General features: G+C 63.4%; 10 protein-coding genes and 1 pseudogene. 4 read left to right on the forward strand and 7 right to left on the reverse strand.

Going from position 1 to position 14826, the window contains the following annotated elements; genetic code table 11:
* Positions 1-10: 10 nt before the first annotated feature.
* From ACGYLC_RS15350 to ACGYLC_RS15375, 6 genes and pseudogenes are all read right to left on the reverse strand, one after another.
* A complete protein-coding gene (locus ACGYLC_RS15350; protein WP_394423691.1) occupies positions 11-2074 on the reverse strand; it encodes a catalase in 2064 nt (687 codons plus the stop codon).
* Between the two features lie 102 nt (positions 2075-2176).
* Entirely contained in the window at positions 2177-3223 is a 1047-nt protein-coding gene (locus ACGYLC_RS15355; RefSeq protein ID WP_394423693.1) for a glycosyltransferase, read from the reverse strand.
* A 188-nt stretch (positions 3224-3411) separates the two neighbouring features.
* A pseudogene (locus ACGYLC_RS15360) lies at positions 3412-3783 on the reverse strand (class I SAM-dependent methyltransferase); the annotation flags it as partial.
* Entirely contained in the window at positions 3783-4481 is a 699-nt protein-coding gene (locus tag ACGYLC_RS15365) for a PIG-L deacetylase family protein (RefSeq protein WP_394423695.1), read from the reverse strand. The pseudogene ACGYLC_RS15360 and the gene ACGYLC_RS15365, both read right to left, overlap by 1 nt.
* The gene (locus ACGYLC_RS15370; RefSeq protein ID WP_394423696.1) at positions 4478-5566 is read right to left on the reverse strand and encodes an acyl-CoA dehydrogenase; all 1089 of its coding nucleotides are present in this window, start codon (positions 5564-5566) and stop codon (positions 4478-4480) included. The genes ACGYLC_RS15365 and ACGYLC_RS15370 overlap by 4 nt, the downstream gene beginning before the upstream one ends.
* Before the next feature lie 173 nt (positions 5567-5739).
* A complete protein-coding gene (locus ACGYLC_RS15375) occupies positions 5740-6369 on the reverse strand; it encodes a glutathione S-transferase family protein (RefSeq protein WP_394400987.1) in 630 nt (209 codons plus the stop codon).
* 136 nt (positions 6370-6505) lie between these two features.
* On the opposite strand from ACGYLC_RS15375, the gene ACGYLC_RS15380 reads away from it, so the two are divergent.
* Positions 6506-7009, forward strand: a complete 504-nt coding sequence (locus tag ACGYLC_RS15380) for a CinA family protein (protein ID WP_394423698.1) — start codon at positions 6506-6508, stop codon at positions 7007-7009.
* Positions 7006-9069 carry an NAD(+) synthase gene (locus tag ACGYLC_RS15385; protein ID WP_394423700.1) on the forward strand — a complete coding sequence of 688 codons (2064 nt, stop codon included), beginning with the start codon at positions 7006-7008 and terminating at the stop codon, positions 9067-9069. Before ACGYLC_RS15380 ends, ACGYLC_RS15385 begins: the two co-directional genes overlap by 4 nt.
* A 6-nt stretch (positions 9070-9075) precedes the next feature.
* Here the strand turns inward: ACGYLC_RS15385 and ACGYLC_RS15390 are convergent, their stop codons facing one another.
* On the reverse strand, positions 9076-10296 hold the full coding sequence (locus ACGYLC_RS15390) for an MFS transporter (RefSeq protein WP_394423701.1): 1221 nt from the start codon (positions 10294-10296) through the stop codon (positions 9076-9078).
* 291 nt (positions 10297-10587) lie between these two features.
* On the opposite strand from ACGYLC_RS15390, the gene ACGYLC_RS15395 reads away from it, so the two are divergent.
* On the forward strand, positions 10588-11697 hold the full coding sequence (locus tag ACGYLC_RS15395) for an efflux RND transporter periplasmic adaptor subunit (protein ID WP_394423703.1): 1110 nt from the start codon (positions 10588-10590) through the stop codon (positions 11695-11697).
* Entirely contained in the window at positions 11694-14813 is a 3120-nt protein-coding gene (locus ACGYLC_RS15400; protein ID WP_394423704.1) for an efflux RND transporter permease subunit, read from the forward strand. Before ACGYLC_RS15395 ends, ACGYLC_RS15400 begins: the two co-directional genes overlap by 4 nt.
* The last annotated feature ends 13 nt before the right edge of the window (positions 14814-14826 follow it).

Raw genomic sequence — 14826 nt, forward strand, 5'->3', positions numbered from 1 at the left:
CGGTGTTTTCTTATTCCCAGTTCATTTTTTCTTCGCGTTTCCAGAACCGAAGTTTGCGGCAGGTCTCAAGGAATTTACCGGCGTTATCGGCAGAGACCTCCAACGTGCCTTCGTCCTTCTCGACCCCGGCGGCGTTGAGCAGCGGATCGGCGGCTGTGGTCCAAGCGATGAACTTGTTATGCGCAAAGGCGTCCGAAACGAAATCCTGTGCCGGTTTGTTCTTGGCGATCTTATCGGCTTTCTCATCACCAAAGACCAAGGCCACCGCATCAAAGACCACCGACGGGCCGCCGTCGATCTTCTCATCCGCTTGCCGGGTGCTGCCGTCCGACAGGGTCACCCCTTGGATATGCGGCGTCACGATGGCCACCATCGCGCCTTCATCGGCAAAGGCTTTTTCCAAGGCTTCCACCACCGAGGCATCCGCGCCCTCGGTCAGGAACAGGCCCAGCTTGCGGCCCGCGAATGTGTTCGGCGCGTTCTTCAGAATGCTGAGCGCGTCGGACGGCGGCAGATCGGTGATCGGCTCCCGCACGGGTTTGGCGGGTTCCGGCATTTCGGTCACGCCCAAGCCTTCGGCCACCTGTTTCGCCAGATCGTCATGGACGTTCATCAGATGCGAGAGCATCCGCAGGCGAATGCGCTCTTCCTGACATTTCGACAACTCGAAGGTATAGGCCGCCGCGATATGCTGCTGCTCGATCTCGGTTTGACTGATGTAGAACTGGCGCGCTTGGCTGTAGTGGTCGGCGAAAGTCTCGGACCGCACGCGCTGTTTGGTGCCGCTGACCTCTTCGGGGTAGCTTTTGAACCCAATCTCCGGGTTTTCCCGCGGGCCACCCTCCTCGCCCCAGCTGTTGGGCTCATAGTTCACGCGGCCCTTGGGGTTGTGCATCGCCATATGGCCGTCTTGCTGGAAGTGGTGGAACGGGCATTTCGGCGCGTTGATCGGGATATGGGTGAAGTTCGGCCCGCCGAGGCGTTTGATCTGCGTGTCGAGGTAGGAAAAGTTCCGGCCCTGAAGCAGCGGGTCGTTCGTGTGGTCGATCCCGCGCACGATGTTTTGGGTGCAAAAGGCCACTTGCTCGGTCTCGGCAAAGAAGTTGTCGACATTGGCGTCAAGCGTCAGCGTGCCGATGATGCGCACCGGCACCTGTTCCTCGGGGATCAGCTTGGTCGCGTCGAGGATGTCGAACTCGAAGTTGTCGGCGAATTCGTCGTCAAAAACCTGAATGCCCAGATCCCATTGCGGATAGTCGCCCGCATCGATGGCATCCCACATGTCGCGGCGGTGGAAATCCGGGTCCGCGCCATTGATCTTGAGCGCCTCGTTCCAGACCACCGATTGCACACCCTGCTTCGGCTTCCAGTGGAATTTGACGTAATGCGATTTGCCTTCGGCATTGATCAGCCGAAAGGTATGCACGCCGAAGCCTTCCATGAAGCGGAGCGAGCGCGGGATCGCCCGGTCGGACATCTGCCACAGCGTCATGTGGATCGCTTCGGGCGAGAGCGAGACGAAATCCCAGAAGTTGTCATGCGCCGACTGCGCCTGCGGGAAGCCACGGTCCGGGGCGGGTTTGACCGAGTGGATGAGGTCGGGGAATTTGATCGCGTCTTGGATAAAAAACACGGGGATGTTGTTGCCGACGAGATCCCAGTTGCCCTCTTTGGTGTAGAACTTCGTCGCAAAACCGCGCACGTCGCGGGCCAGATCGGCAGAGCCCTTGTTGCCCGCCACGGTCGAGAACCGGGTGAAGGTCGGGGTCTTTTCGCCGACACGCTGGAAAATATCGGCGCAGGAAAGTTCGGGGATCGCTTCCTTCAGTTCGAAATGCCCGTGCACGCCGTAGCCGCGGGCGTGAACGACACGCTCTGGAATGCGCTCGTGGTCGAAGTGGAACATCTTCTCGCGGAATACATGGTCTTCCATCAAGACCGGGCCACGCGGACCTGCTTTGAGTGAGTTCTGATCATCCGCGATCGGGCCGCCCTGCGCGGTCGTCATCGTCTTTTCCCGGTCCGTGGTTTGCTGGCGGGGTTCGCCGCCTTTGCCAAGTTCTTTGTCTGTCATGATCTTTCTCCACAGCGCCCCCGGAATATAATCGGGAGGATTTGTTGCTAATATCTAGCGGGCGAAAAGGCCTGCTTTAGAGCGAACGGTGAGTGCCGGACCCTATGAAAGTTCAACCACCCCCGAGGGCACGGGTTCCGATGCTTTTGCGCCGCAGGCAGGAAAGTTCTCGCAAGGGCGGAGATCGGCGGAACCCGAGGTAAGAGGGGCGGGTGTCTCGCGCGTCACCGACCGGTTAAAAAAGCCGCGCAACAGCGCGATATGCGCGGGCAGTTCCGCAACCGGTATGCATTCAGCCTGCGGCACCTGAGCCGGCCAGCAGCCCAATGCCCCCCGGCGCAGTTGATCCAGCAGGCGGCCCGCATCCGGCAAACAGTCATCGGCCAGATAGTTCGCTCCGCTCAGCCGAATGCGCAGCGTATCCGCCATGCCGCCCGCCGCCCGCCCGACCAGCCTGCAAGAGGCTTCGACCCAGACATCATCCGCGTGATGCACCCGAAGGCCCGCCGCCCGCGCGGCACGGATGATCGCGCGGTCCTCGCCGCAGGGGATCGGGGCAAAACCGCCGACGGCCTCATAGGCCTCGCGGGTAAAGCCAAGACTGGCCCCCGGCGCTTCGCCATGGCTGTCCTGCAAATCGGCGCAGTTCGGGGCGTGCCGCGCGTAGAGCGCGAGCACCAAGCGGCGGTAGGCCATTTCATGGACCTCGAGCATCGGGTCTTGCGGCGCCAATGTGGCGGCCTCTTCGGGGTTCAGCGTGACCCTGCCGCAAAGCGCGTCAAAACGTTGAAGGTGGTGAATGCTACGCGCCACCCAATCGGCGCTGACGCGGCAATCGGCATCGGTGGTCAGGATCTGGCGCAGATGGGGCATCTGTTCCAGCGCCACGGCGCAGCCTTTCCGCCTTGCCGCGCCAACCCCCATGCCGGGGGGAAAGGTCAGATCGAGCACGGTGAGGTCGATGCCAAGCCGGCCCGCCGCCGCCTTTGCGATCTTGGCAGTGTCGTCATCGGTGTTGTTCACCACAAGGATCACGCGGACCCGGTCGTTGCACTGGGGCGCGAGGGCGGTGAGGCAAGCGCCGATCCGCTCCGCCTCGTTCCGGGCGGGGATGATGATCGCGGTGTCTTTCCAGCGCTCGAAACTCATCTGCTCTTCCCCGGAAAGGCGCGGTCGATGCGGTAGTCCTCGGTCGCGCTGACGCAGGTGAAGGCATGGGTGTCGAGCACCTTGGCAAACCCGTTTAGCGCCTCTTCCCCTTGCAGCGGATTGCCGGTGTCGCCGCGCCACGTCACGCAGATGATCTCGGCCTGCGGCCAGCGGCTCGCGATGTCGGTCGCCAGTTGGTCCAACCCTGCGTGATCCAGAAAATAAAGCACTTCCGAAAGGATCAGCAGATCGAAATCCCCCTCGGGCAGGGGGCCGGGATAGAACCCTTGGATGAAGCGCGCCTCCGGCACCGTCTCGCGCGCGGCGGTCAGGGCGCTTCCCACGGCATCCATCCCGGTATAGCGCGCGCAGATGTCGATCAGGTGACGTGCCAACTGGCCATTGCCGCAGCCCAACTCGAAAGCCGAGCGATAGCCGTCTTGCGAAAGCGCCGCCCGCGTTGCCGTGAATTTGGCTTGCTCATAGGCGCTATGTTCGAACCCCCAAGGATCGGCTGTCTCGGCATAGAGACCTTGGAGATGATCCAACCCCACCCCCATCACGGCATCCTCCAAAAGATTTCATCTTGCTGCGCGAAGAGGTCGATCATCGCCTCGGGCAGGACAAACCCATCGGGATCGTCTTTTACGGTCTGGCCAAGCTGGCTCCGATGCGCGTGGATCGCGGCGCTTTTGGCATCGCGATAGGCGGCGGTGTCGAAGGTAAGGGGGGCGTAGCCCGCCGTGTTCGCGGTAAAGTTCGGATCATCGAAACGGCTCCACACCGGATAGCTATGGAAATGCAGGCAGGGCCGCTGCACGCGTAGGCTGTCGGCCAGTGACGCGGTGGTTTGATGGTCGCAATGTTTGTCTTCGCGGGCCGGGACGAAGATGTGGCGGGCGGCTTGGGCGTCGATCACCTCTGTCAACTCGGTCAGGAGGGTATCGGCAGGCACCTCGTGCAATCGGCTGTCGGGATGGCCGAGCCATGTCAGATCCGCCGCCCCGCCACCAAGGAAATCAAGCGCCGCTGCCAATTCCGCGCGCCGCGTCTCGGCCAATCGGGCCGGGGGCCATGCACGGGAACCGGGATGGCTGGCACCACCATCGGTCAGGCAGATCACATGCGCCCCGGCCCCTGCGAAAGCGCGGGCCAAAAGACCGCCGCAGCCGAGTGTTTCGTCGTCCGGGTGCGGCGCCAGAACCACGATCTTTGCGCGGCCCGACAATGCCTTGGCGAGGGGGGCGTTAGGGCTCATCCAAAGACACCCCAAACCGTCTGGTCGCTGGAAAGCGCATGGCGGGCGGCGCGTTGCAGGAAGGCATCGCGTGCGGCTTGGCGCAGATAGACGGAGAGATCGCGCGCCATGCGACCTGTCTCGGAGGTTCCGGCAAAATGGCGCAACCCAAGGCTTTGCTCTACCGCTTTAATCGCGTCGAGGGCGACTTCCTCGGTATAAATCCGCGCGGCGATGGCGGTGCTGACGAGGGTCTCCTCCGCGTGCACATCCGCGGTGGTGAGGGCGGCGCGTTCGACCAATGCCATTCCGGCCCATATCCGCATCAGCACCTGCATCAGGCGGCTCAGCTGGGCCTCGGCCTCAAGCCGGTCCATCTCGCGCAAGGCAGTGGCCGCCGCATCGATCAACCCCGCCGCCGCGCCCGCCTGAAGCGCCGCGATCCGCCAGACGCCGCCGACGAAATGCGGCTCTTTCAGATAGTCGCCGGGAGCACCGATAAGGGCGTCATCCTCAAGGGTCAGGCCGGAAAAGTCATATTTCCCCGAGGCTGTCGCCCGCATTCCCAGCATGTCCCATTGCGAGGCATCGCCGCGCGCGGGGTCGGTCACGTCGATCAGCGCAAGCTGCACATCAGGGCCGGAATTGAGCGAGACGAGCGCATGGCTGACAGTGCCGAGGCCCGAGGCGAAAATCTTTTCGCCTTGGAGAGTGCCTTTCTCGAACCGCGCCGGATTGCCGCCATCAGCGCCCCAGACGCCCAGAAGCCCGCCCTGCCGGATCACCTGTTTCGCCCGCTCGACCTGCGCCGCGCTACCATAAAGGCGGATCAGGCGCAGCGCGTTGACGTGGCCTTCCCACAGGCGACCGACGCTGAGGTTGGCGGCACCGATCTGCATCAGCGCATGGGCGGTGCGCAAGGGGGCCGTGGCGCCATCTTCCAGCATCAGACTCGCGTCGCGCAGAATGTCGATAGAGCCGCTGACCGGGGCGGTGCCTGTCTCTTCGGCTCGCGCCGCGTGGCGCAAAGCCTTCCGAGCAGATTGCGACAGGATATTCCTTTGCGACTGGGGCGGGAAAGGGTCGAAACGCGGCGCACTGTTCATAGTAACGCCGCACGGCGGCACGAGGATACATCTCTGAGATCAAGCGTCACGATACTGCCCCCCATTCATGAAAAGGGCAGCCTGCGCGGGTGGCAGCACTGCCTTCGAAGGTGCAACCGTTCAACCTGTCTCTTGGTTCCTGCCTATGTTGCAATCGCGGCGGCGGGCGGATGTCAGCCCTCGGGAATCTCGCCCATCACTTTGGGCACGTGGTAGCCCTTCTGCACCGCGTCCCGTGCGCGCAGGCGCTGATACCACGCACGCACATTGGGATAATCGGCAAGGTCGATCTGCTGCCATTCATAGCGCGACACCCACGGCCAGCAGGCCATATCCGCGATGGAATATGCGCCGCAAATGTGGTCCCGCCCCTCAAGCTGTTTGTCGAGCACGCCGTAAAGCCGTTTGACCTCGGCCCTGAACCGCTCTTCGGCATAGGCGGCCTTGCCGGGGTTGAAATGCAGGAAGTGATGCGCCTGCCCGGCCATTGGACCAAAGCCGCCCATCTGCCACATCAGCCATTGCATCACCTCGGCCCGCGCGGCCAGCCCTTCGGGCAGGAAGCGGCCATGTTTCTCGGCAAGGTAGACCATGATCGCGCCGGATTCCATCAGGCTTACCCCAGTGTCATGGTCCACGATGGCGGGGATTTTATTGTTGGGGCTGATCTTAAGAAATTCGGGCGCGTACTGCTCGTCCTTGCCGATGTCAATGGCGTGCACATTGTAGTCGATCCCCAATTCTTCGAGCAGGATCGAGACCTTGCGGCCATTGGGGGTGGTCCATGTGTAGAGATCAATCATCGCTTCGGTCCCATATGCAAAGGTGCGTTTTGGTTTCTTGCAATGTTAAGCAGGCGGCTCGCGGCGGGTCAACGCAAGGAACCGCCGTAGCGGATCGGGGGTTTTGCTTAACAAGGCACCAAGTGGCGGAGCGAAGATGCAGAACAGTGATCCTTTAGCGCAGCCCGACATCGCAGATCGCGCGAAATCCGTTTTGAAAGTGCTTTGCGACCGCGACATTCACATCGCCACGGCGGAAAGCTGCACCGGCGGGCTAGTCGCGGCGTTGCTCACGGATATCGAAGGCTGCTCCCACGCGTTTGAGCGGGGTTTCGTCACCTATACGGATCAGTCCAAGCATGAGTTGTTGGGAGTCGACCGGGCGCTTTTGGACCGCTGCGGCGCGGTTTCGCGCCCCGTGGCTATTGCGATGGCCGAAGGCGCGCAGCACCGCTCGGGCGCGCAGATCGCCGTCTCGACCACCGGCTTTGCCGGGCCGGGCAGCCCTGGGGATGAAGAGGGGCTTGTGCATTTTGCGCTTGCGCGCGAGGGGTGTAACACGGTTCATCGGGCCGAGTCCTTTGGAGCCATTGGCCGGGATGCGATCCGGCAGCGATGCCTTGAAACGATTTTGGATATGTTGGAAGAGAGCCTGACGTGAGCAAAAGCCAAGCCGCCGCCTTTACCGCCTACCACCGTCATGGTTTTGTCCGGGTGGCGACCTGCACGCCGCATGTGCGGCCTGCCGATGTGGCCTTCAACCGCGACAGCCTGTTGGGCGAAATGCGCAGGGCCGATGCGGCGCGGGTGGATTTGCTGGTTTGCCCCGAACTGTCACTCTCGTCCTATGCCATCGACGATCTGCACATGCAGGACGCGCTTCTGGCGGCGGTGGAAGAGGCGCTTGGCGACCTGATCGAGGCCAGTGCCGAGATGACCCCCGTGATCCTGCTCGGCGCGCCGCTGCGCCGCGAGGGAAGGCTTTACAATTGCGCCATCGCCATTTCACGCGGGCAGGTGCTGGGCGTGGTGCCGAAATCCTACCTCCCCAATTACCGTGAGTTCTATGAGAAGCGCTGGTTCGCCCATGGCCGGGACACCGGCGGAGAGATCACCGTCGCGGGCCGGACTGTGCCCTTTGGCGATGACCTGATTTTCGAGGCGACGGATCTACCCGGTCTGATCTTCCATGCCGAAATTTGCGAAGACCTCTGGACGCCTGCGCCGCCTTCGGCGGATGCGGCTTTGGAGGGCGCCCTTATTCTCGCCAATCTCTCGGCTTCCAACATCGTGATCGGCAAATCCTCTGACCGTCACCTGCTGTGCCGGTCGCAATCCATGCGCGCCTTCGCGGCCTATGTCTATTCCGCCGCCGGGCCGGGGGAGAGCACGACCGATCTGGCGTGGGACGGGCAGGGGATGATCCATGAGTTGGGGGATCTCTTGGCCGAATCCACCCGTTTCCCGCTGGAGCCGGAACTGACCATCGCCGATGTGGATTGCGGGCGTATCCAGTCAGAGCGGATGCGGACGGGTAGTTTCCATGACGCCGCGCGGCACCGCGCGCCGGAGTTCCGCCGCGTGACCTTTGCCCATCAACCGCATCACGAAAACGCCGGTCTGATCCGCCCCGTGCGCCGGTTTCCCTATGTGCCGAACCGCGAAAGCCATCTCGACCAAGATTGCTACGAGGCGTTCAACATTCAGGTCGAAGGTCTGCGCCGCCGGTTTGAGGCGACCAAGGGCAAGACCATGGTGATCGGCATCTCCGGCGGGCTGGATTCGACCCATGCGCTGATCGTGGCGGCGAAAGCCTGTGACCGTATGGGCATCCCGCGCGACCGGATCCTCGGGTTCACGATGCCCGGCTTCGCCACCTCTGAAGGCACCAAATCCAACGCGTGGAAATTGATGCGGGCCATGGGGATCACCGCGGATGAGATCGACATCCGCCCCGCCGCCCGGCAGCTGCTTGAGGATATGGATCACCCCTTTTCGGACGGGGAGCCGATCTATGACATCACCTTTGAAAATGTCCAAGCCGGTCTGCGCACCGATTACCTCTTCCGGCTCGCCAACCAGCGGCAGGGCTTTGTCATCGGCACCGGCGATCTGAGCGAATTGGCGCTTGGCTGGTGCACCTACGGCGTTGGCGACCAGATGAGCCACTATGCGGTGAACACCGGCGTGCCGAAAACGTTGATCCAATATCTCATCCGTTGGGCCACCCGGTCGGGGCAGTTCGACGCTGAGACGGACAAGGTCTTGCAAGCCATTCTCGACACCGAGATCTCGCCCGAACTGGTGCCCGCGGGTGAAGGTGAAGAGATCCAAAGCACCGAGTCGATGATCGGCCCCTATGAGTTGAACGACTTCTTCCTCTTTCACACCATGCGCTACGGGCTCGCCCCGTCAAAGGTGGCCTTTCTGGCATGGCACGCTTGGCATGATGTCGAGGCCGGGCGCTGGCCCGAGGGCTTTCCGCAGGGCAAACGCAATGCCTATGATCTGGAGACGATCCGCCACTGGCTCGAAAAATTCCTGCATCGTTTCTTCGCCACAAGCCAGTTCAAACGTTCGGCCCTGCCGAATGGGCCCAAGGTCAGCGCCGGGGGGGCATTGTCGCCGCGCGGAGACTGGCGCGCGCCGTCCGATTCCGTTGCCACCCCGTGGCTGGAAGAGTTGCGTCGCAACGTACCGGAGAGCTGGCCCCAAAGCTGAGACGCGCTATTCCTCGCGGCTGAGCTCGCCTTCGACGAAGTTGGGGGTCAGGGGCGGCGCCGCGTGGCGCTCCTGGGTTTCGGGATCGCTGCGCAGGGTCATGCGCAGCAGCCCCCATGCCACGATGGTCAACTGAAAACCGCCAAGCGCCAGCGGCAAGCCGCGCGGCCCCAGCGTATCCAGCAGCACACCCGCCAGCAGCGGTCCGATGGCGGCGCCAATCCCCTGCATCAGCACCAGCCCGCCCGAGACGGCCACCACGGCAGAGCCGGGGGCGCGGTCGTTGACATGGGCGATGACGATGGATTGCGCGGGCAGGACCAACCCGCCAATGGCAAATCCCAGCACCAGCAGCATCGTCCCCGACGGCGCCGGGATCGGCAGGGTCAGCAACATCAAGGCGCTGCCAGCGGCGGCGAGCCCCACGCCAAGACCGCGGCGGCTCATCCGGTCAGACATCCAGCCCAGCGGGAACTGAAGCACCAAGCCGCCGATGGTAAAGGCCGCGATCAGCAGGGCGATGCGCGATTGGGTATAGCCCATCTCCTGCGCGAAAAGCGGCGCCAGCCCGTAGAACGTCCCGATAGAGGCTCCGACCAGCCCTGCGGCCACCGCACCGTAAGGCGACAGCCCCCAGAGTCGGCGCAGCGATGGCGGTTCCTGCGCACCTTCCGAGCGCGGCCCTTCCACACGGCTGAGCGAGATCGGCACCAGCGACAGCGACATCACGATGGAGACAAGCACGAAGAGAATGAACTCAGCCGGATCCCCGAGGTTCAGCAGGAACTGCCCCGCCGCCCCCGAGGCCATGCCGACCATGCCGTAGACCGCCAGCAATTTGCCCCGCTGCGCGGAACTGACCGAGGCGTTGAGCCAGCTTTCCGTCACGATGATCAACCCGGCAAAAGCGAACCCCGTCAGGCAGCGCACGGCGATCCAGACCCAAGGGTCGATGAAAGCCAAATGCATCAGCGCCGCGGCAGAGGCGACAGAGGCGAGTGCGGCAAAGGTGCGGATATGGCCCACCCCGCTGATCAGCCGGGGTGCTACGAAGGAGCCCACGCTCAGCCCCGCGAAAAAGCCCGACATGATGAGGCCGGTGGTCGCCCCGCCAAACCCTTCGAGCCCCGCACGCACGGCCAGAAGCGTGCCCTGCAACCCATTGCTCATCTGCAATAGTGAAAAGCCCAGTAGCAGTGTCGCCAGTGGTAGAACCGTCGCGCGCATGATGTCCCCTCGGTCTTTGATCCGGCTTGGGCCAGAATATGTGCGGCGGAAACGGAATTTCTAGTAATCAACCCCATTGCCCTTCCACCGGGCAGGCTTCCGCGCCATAGTGCTAACAGCCAGCGGCCCCTTCGGGGAATGCCCTGCCATTGATCAAGCAGAATTGAGGTGCCTTTTTGGGGCCGATGCTCAATTATGCGCCTCGTAACATATTTTGAAAGCGCATCCCCCGTGAAAGCCCTGCGCCAATTTTTCGTATTTCTGCTGGTTCTCGTTGCGGGTCTCTACGCGATGTTAACCTATGTCCCCGCCTCCCGCCCCTATGTGGCCGAGACCGGCTTGCTCGATCTACTGGGGATTGAGGAGGTCGCGGAGGCGCCACAGTCCTCTGGCCGGGGTTGGGGCGGCGGCGGGCCATCGCTGGTCGTCACCGCTCCGGTCAGCGAAGAGACTTTGGCCGACCGGATCACCGCCATCGGCGACGGGCGGGCGCGCCGGTCGGTAACGCTGCGCTCCAACGCCGTGGGGGTCATCACCGATCTTAACCTGCCCGCCGGGCAGTTGATCGAAGCAGGCACCGTTGTGGCCCTGTTGGAGAATGAGGCCGAGCAGATCGCCCTGAAACAGGCCGAACTTCAGCTTGAAAACGCCCGGACCGAGCAAGACCGCGTAGAGCGGCTGCAAAACACCGGCGCGGTCAGCGAAGTGCGCCTGCGCGAGACGGAACTGGCCCTGCAAAGCGCGGAACTGGCCCTCAGCCAAGCGCAGTTCGATTTGTCGCAACGCCGCGTTCTCGCGCCGATCTCGGGTTGGGTGGGGATCACCGATATTGAAGAAGGCGACCGCGTCAATGCGCAGGATCAACTCGCCACCATCACCGACCGCAGCGAGATCCTGATCGATTTCCGCGTGCCTGAACGGGTGGTGAGCAAGCTCTCATTGGGCAAGGAAATCACCGTCACCCCGCTTGGCATGCGCGATTTGACCCTAATGGGCGAAGTCAGCGCCATCGACAGCGTGATCGACCGCGCCAGCCGCACGCTTTTGGTGCAGGGCCGGGTGCCGAATGAAAGCGACCAGCTGCGCGCGGGCATGGCCTTCTCGGTCAGCCTGACCTTTGTCGGCGATCCGTTTCTGGCGATCCCGCCGTTGGCGGTGCAATGGTCCTCGGACGGGCCGTTTGTCTGGACCGTACGGGAGGGCAAGGCGCATCAGGTCGCGGTGGAGATCGCGCAGCGCAACAGCAATTCCGTGCTCGTCCTGTCGGACGACCTGACCGCCGATGATGTGGTGGTGACCGAAGGCGTGCAAACTCTGCGCGAAGGCGGCGAGGTGCGCGAGGTCAACCAGGCGGGCCGCGTGCAATCAGATGCCGCCCCGGCTGAGAAGACAACCCTATGAGCGCCGCCCCGACCGAGGACGCCACGCCGCCCGCGAGCACCGCCTCGGGCACCGCGCTTTTTGTGCGCCGCCCGATCCTCGCCTTCGTGCTGAACGCGCTGATCGTTTTGGCAGGCATCGCCGCGCTTTTCGGCGCGGAGGTGCGGGAACTGCCCAATGTCGACCGGCCCGTGGTCACGGTCACCACGTCCTTTGCGGGCGCCTCCCCGGAATCCGTGGATCAGGAGCTGACGGGGCGAATCGAAGGCGCCGTGGGGCGGGTCTCGGGCGTGCGGGCAATTTCATCGAACTCGCGGTTTGGCCGTAGCCGGGTCACCTTGGAGTTCAACGACAGCACCGATATCGACGTGGCCGCGACCGATGTGCGCGATGCGGTGGCGCGGATCGTGAACCAATTGCCCGACGGGGCCGACCAGCCGCAGATCGTCAAGGCCGATGCCAATGCCCAGCCGGTGATGCGCATCGCCGTGACTTCCATGGGTCGCTCGCCAGAGGAGCTCACCAAACTGGTGCAGGACCGCGCCGAAGACCGGCTGATCTCGGTCAACGGCGTGGCGGATTTGCAGATCTACGGCGACCGTGAGCCTTTTTTCCGCGTCGATATCGACCAGTTGGAACTGGCGAGCCGGGGCCTCACCCTAGGCGACATTCAGCGCGCCTTGGCCGATGTGGCCTATGACGCGCCCGCGGGCGATCTGGCGGGCGACCGCCAGTCGATCAACGTGCGCACCACGGCCAGCGTCGTCACCACACAGGCGTTCGAGGCGATGGAGATCAAGCAGAACGTGCGGCTCGGCGATGTCGCCAGCGTCACGCTCGGCCCCGCCGAGGGGGAGACGATCCTGCGTGCCAATGGGCAATTGGGCCTCGGCATTGGCATCATCCGGCAGGCCACGTCGAACACGCTTGAGATCTCGCGCGATGTGCGCGCCGTGGTGGGGGAGTTGAACGAGACCCTGCCCGAGGACGTGCGGATTTTCGTGACCTCGGACGATGCGACCTTTATCTCGGGCTCGATCCGCGAGGTGCTCTCGACGCTGGCCTTTGCTGTGGGCATCGTGGTGGCGGTGATTTTTGTCTTCCTGCGCGATTTCCGCGCCACGCTGATCCCGGCGCTGACCCTGCCCGTGGCGCTGATCGGCACTTTGGCGGCGATCTATCTGGTGGGCTTTTCGATCAACATCCTGACCCTTTTGGCGCTGGTTCTGGCCACCGGGATGGTCGTGGATGACGCGATTGTGGTGCTGGAGAATATCGTGCGCCAACGGGCGGCGGGCATGGGGCCGCGCGCGGCGGCGGTGCTGGGCACGTCGCAGGTGTTCTTTGCGGTCGTCACCACCACGGCCACGCTGGCGGCGGTTTTCGTGCCGCTGTCGTTCCTGCCCGGACAGGCGGGCGGGCTGTTTCGGGAGTTTGGTTTCACCCTCGCCATCGCGGTGATGCTGTCCTCGGTCGTGGCGCTTAGCCTTTGTCCGGTACTCGCCAGCCGCCTGCTGACCAAACCCGCAGCGGAGAACCCGCGCGGCCCCGTCGTCTGGCTTGGCAACCTGCTGTACCGCGCCTATGCGGCGACCCTCAGATGGGCGCTGGCGATGCCCTATGTTGTAGTGCTGATCGCGGCCTTCGTCGCGCTGACTGCGGTGCTGGTCTCCGGCGAGATCCGGCAAGAGTTGACCCCGCGCGAAGATCGCGCCGTGGCGCTGCTGAGCGTGACGGCCCCGCAGGGCGTCTCGCTCGATTATACCCAAAGCAAGATGCGCGAGATCGAAGACCTGATCACCCCACTGCAAGAGACCGGAGAGGTGACAAATATCTTTTCCATCACCGGGTTTGGCGCGGACAATCGGGGTTTCATGGTCTTCACGCTCGCCGGTTGGGAAGACCGCGTGCGCAGTCAAGATGAGATTGTAGGCGAGATCAACGGCAAGCTGGGCGGTATCGTGGGCGTGCGGGCCTTTGCGATTCAGCCGAACTCCCTCGGGATTCGCGGCGCGGGGCGGGGGCTGTCCTTCGCCATCACCGGCAATAATTACGAGCAACTGTCCCAAGTCGCGCAAGCGATGGTGGACCTGCTGAGCACGAACCCCGCAATGGGACAGGTGCGGCTGGAATATGAACGCACGCAGCCGCAGCTTTTCGTGCAAATCGATCGGACGCTGGCCGCTGACTTGGGCGTCGACATCACCGGGCTGGGGCAGGCTTTGCAGGCCATGCTCGACGGGCGCGAGGTGGCATCGGTCTTTATCGACGATACCAGCTATGGCGTGCAGATGCTGTCGACCTCGGACCCGGTGAACGACCCGCGCGACCTTGAGAACGTCTTTGTCCAATCGGGCAACGGGCAGATGATTTCGCTGGCCAGTTTCGTGACCCTTGAAGAGCGCGCCGTCGCGCCCGAGTTGGACCGCGAAGGGCAGAACCGCTCGGTCGAGATTTCCGCCGGGCTGACGTCGGGCCTGTCGCTGGGCGATGCATTGGAACAGGTGCGCGCGGTCGGGCAGAAGGTGTTGGACGATGAAAACCTGATCGTGCCGCTGGCCGAGGCCGCGGCGTTGGATCAAACCAGTTCGGGGCTTCTCGTGACCTTCGGCTTTGCGATCCTCGTGGTTTTCCTTGTCCTTGCCGCGCAGTTCGAAAGCTTCATCTCTGCCATTGTGGTGATGGCCACGGTGCCCTTGGGGCTGGCCTGCGCGATCTTTGCGCTGCTGATGACGGGGCAGAGCCTCAACGTCTACAGTCAGATTGGGCTGGTCATGCTGATCGGGATCATGGCCAAGAACGGCATTCTGATCGTCGAGTTTGCCAACCAATTGCGCGATCAGGGGGCGGATATCCACGAGGCGATCTTTGGCGCCTCCACCATCCGCCTGCGTCCGGTGATGATGACGATGACCTCGACCGTCTTGGGCGGTGTGCCGCTGATCCTCTCGGCGGGCGCGGGGGCCGAGGCGCGCGAGGCGCTTGGCTGGGTGATCGTTGGGGGGCTTGGCATGGCCACGCTTTCGACCCTCTATCTCACCCCGGTCGCCTATTTCCTGCTGGCGCGGTTCACCACGCCCAAAGCCGCCGAAGAAGCCCGGCTTCAGGCCGAATTGTCCCAAGCGCAGCCGGTCTGAGCCCATCCGATAT

It is taken from the genome of Sulfitobacter sp. 1A12157 (genome assembly GCF_043557345.1).
In the GTDB taxonomy this organism is placed as follows: Bacteria; Pseudomonadota; Alphaproteobacteria; order Rhodobacterales; family Rhodobacteraceae; genus Sulfitobacter.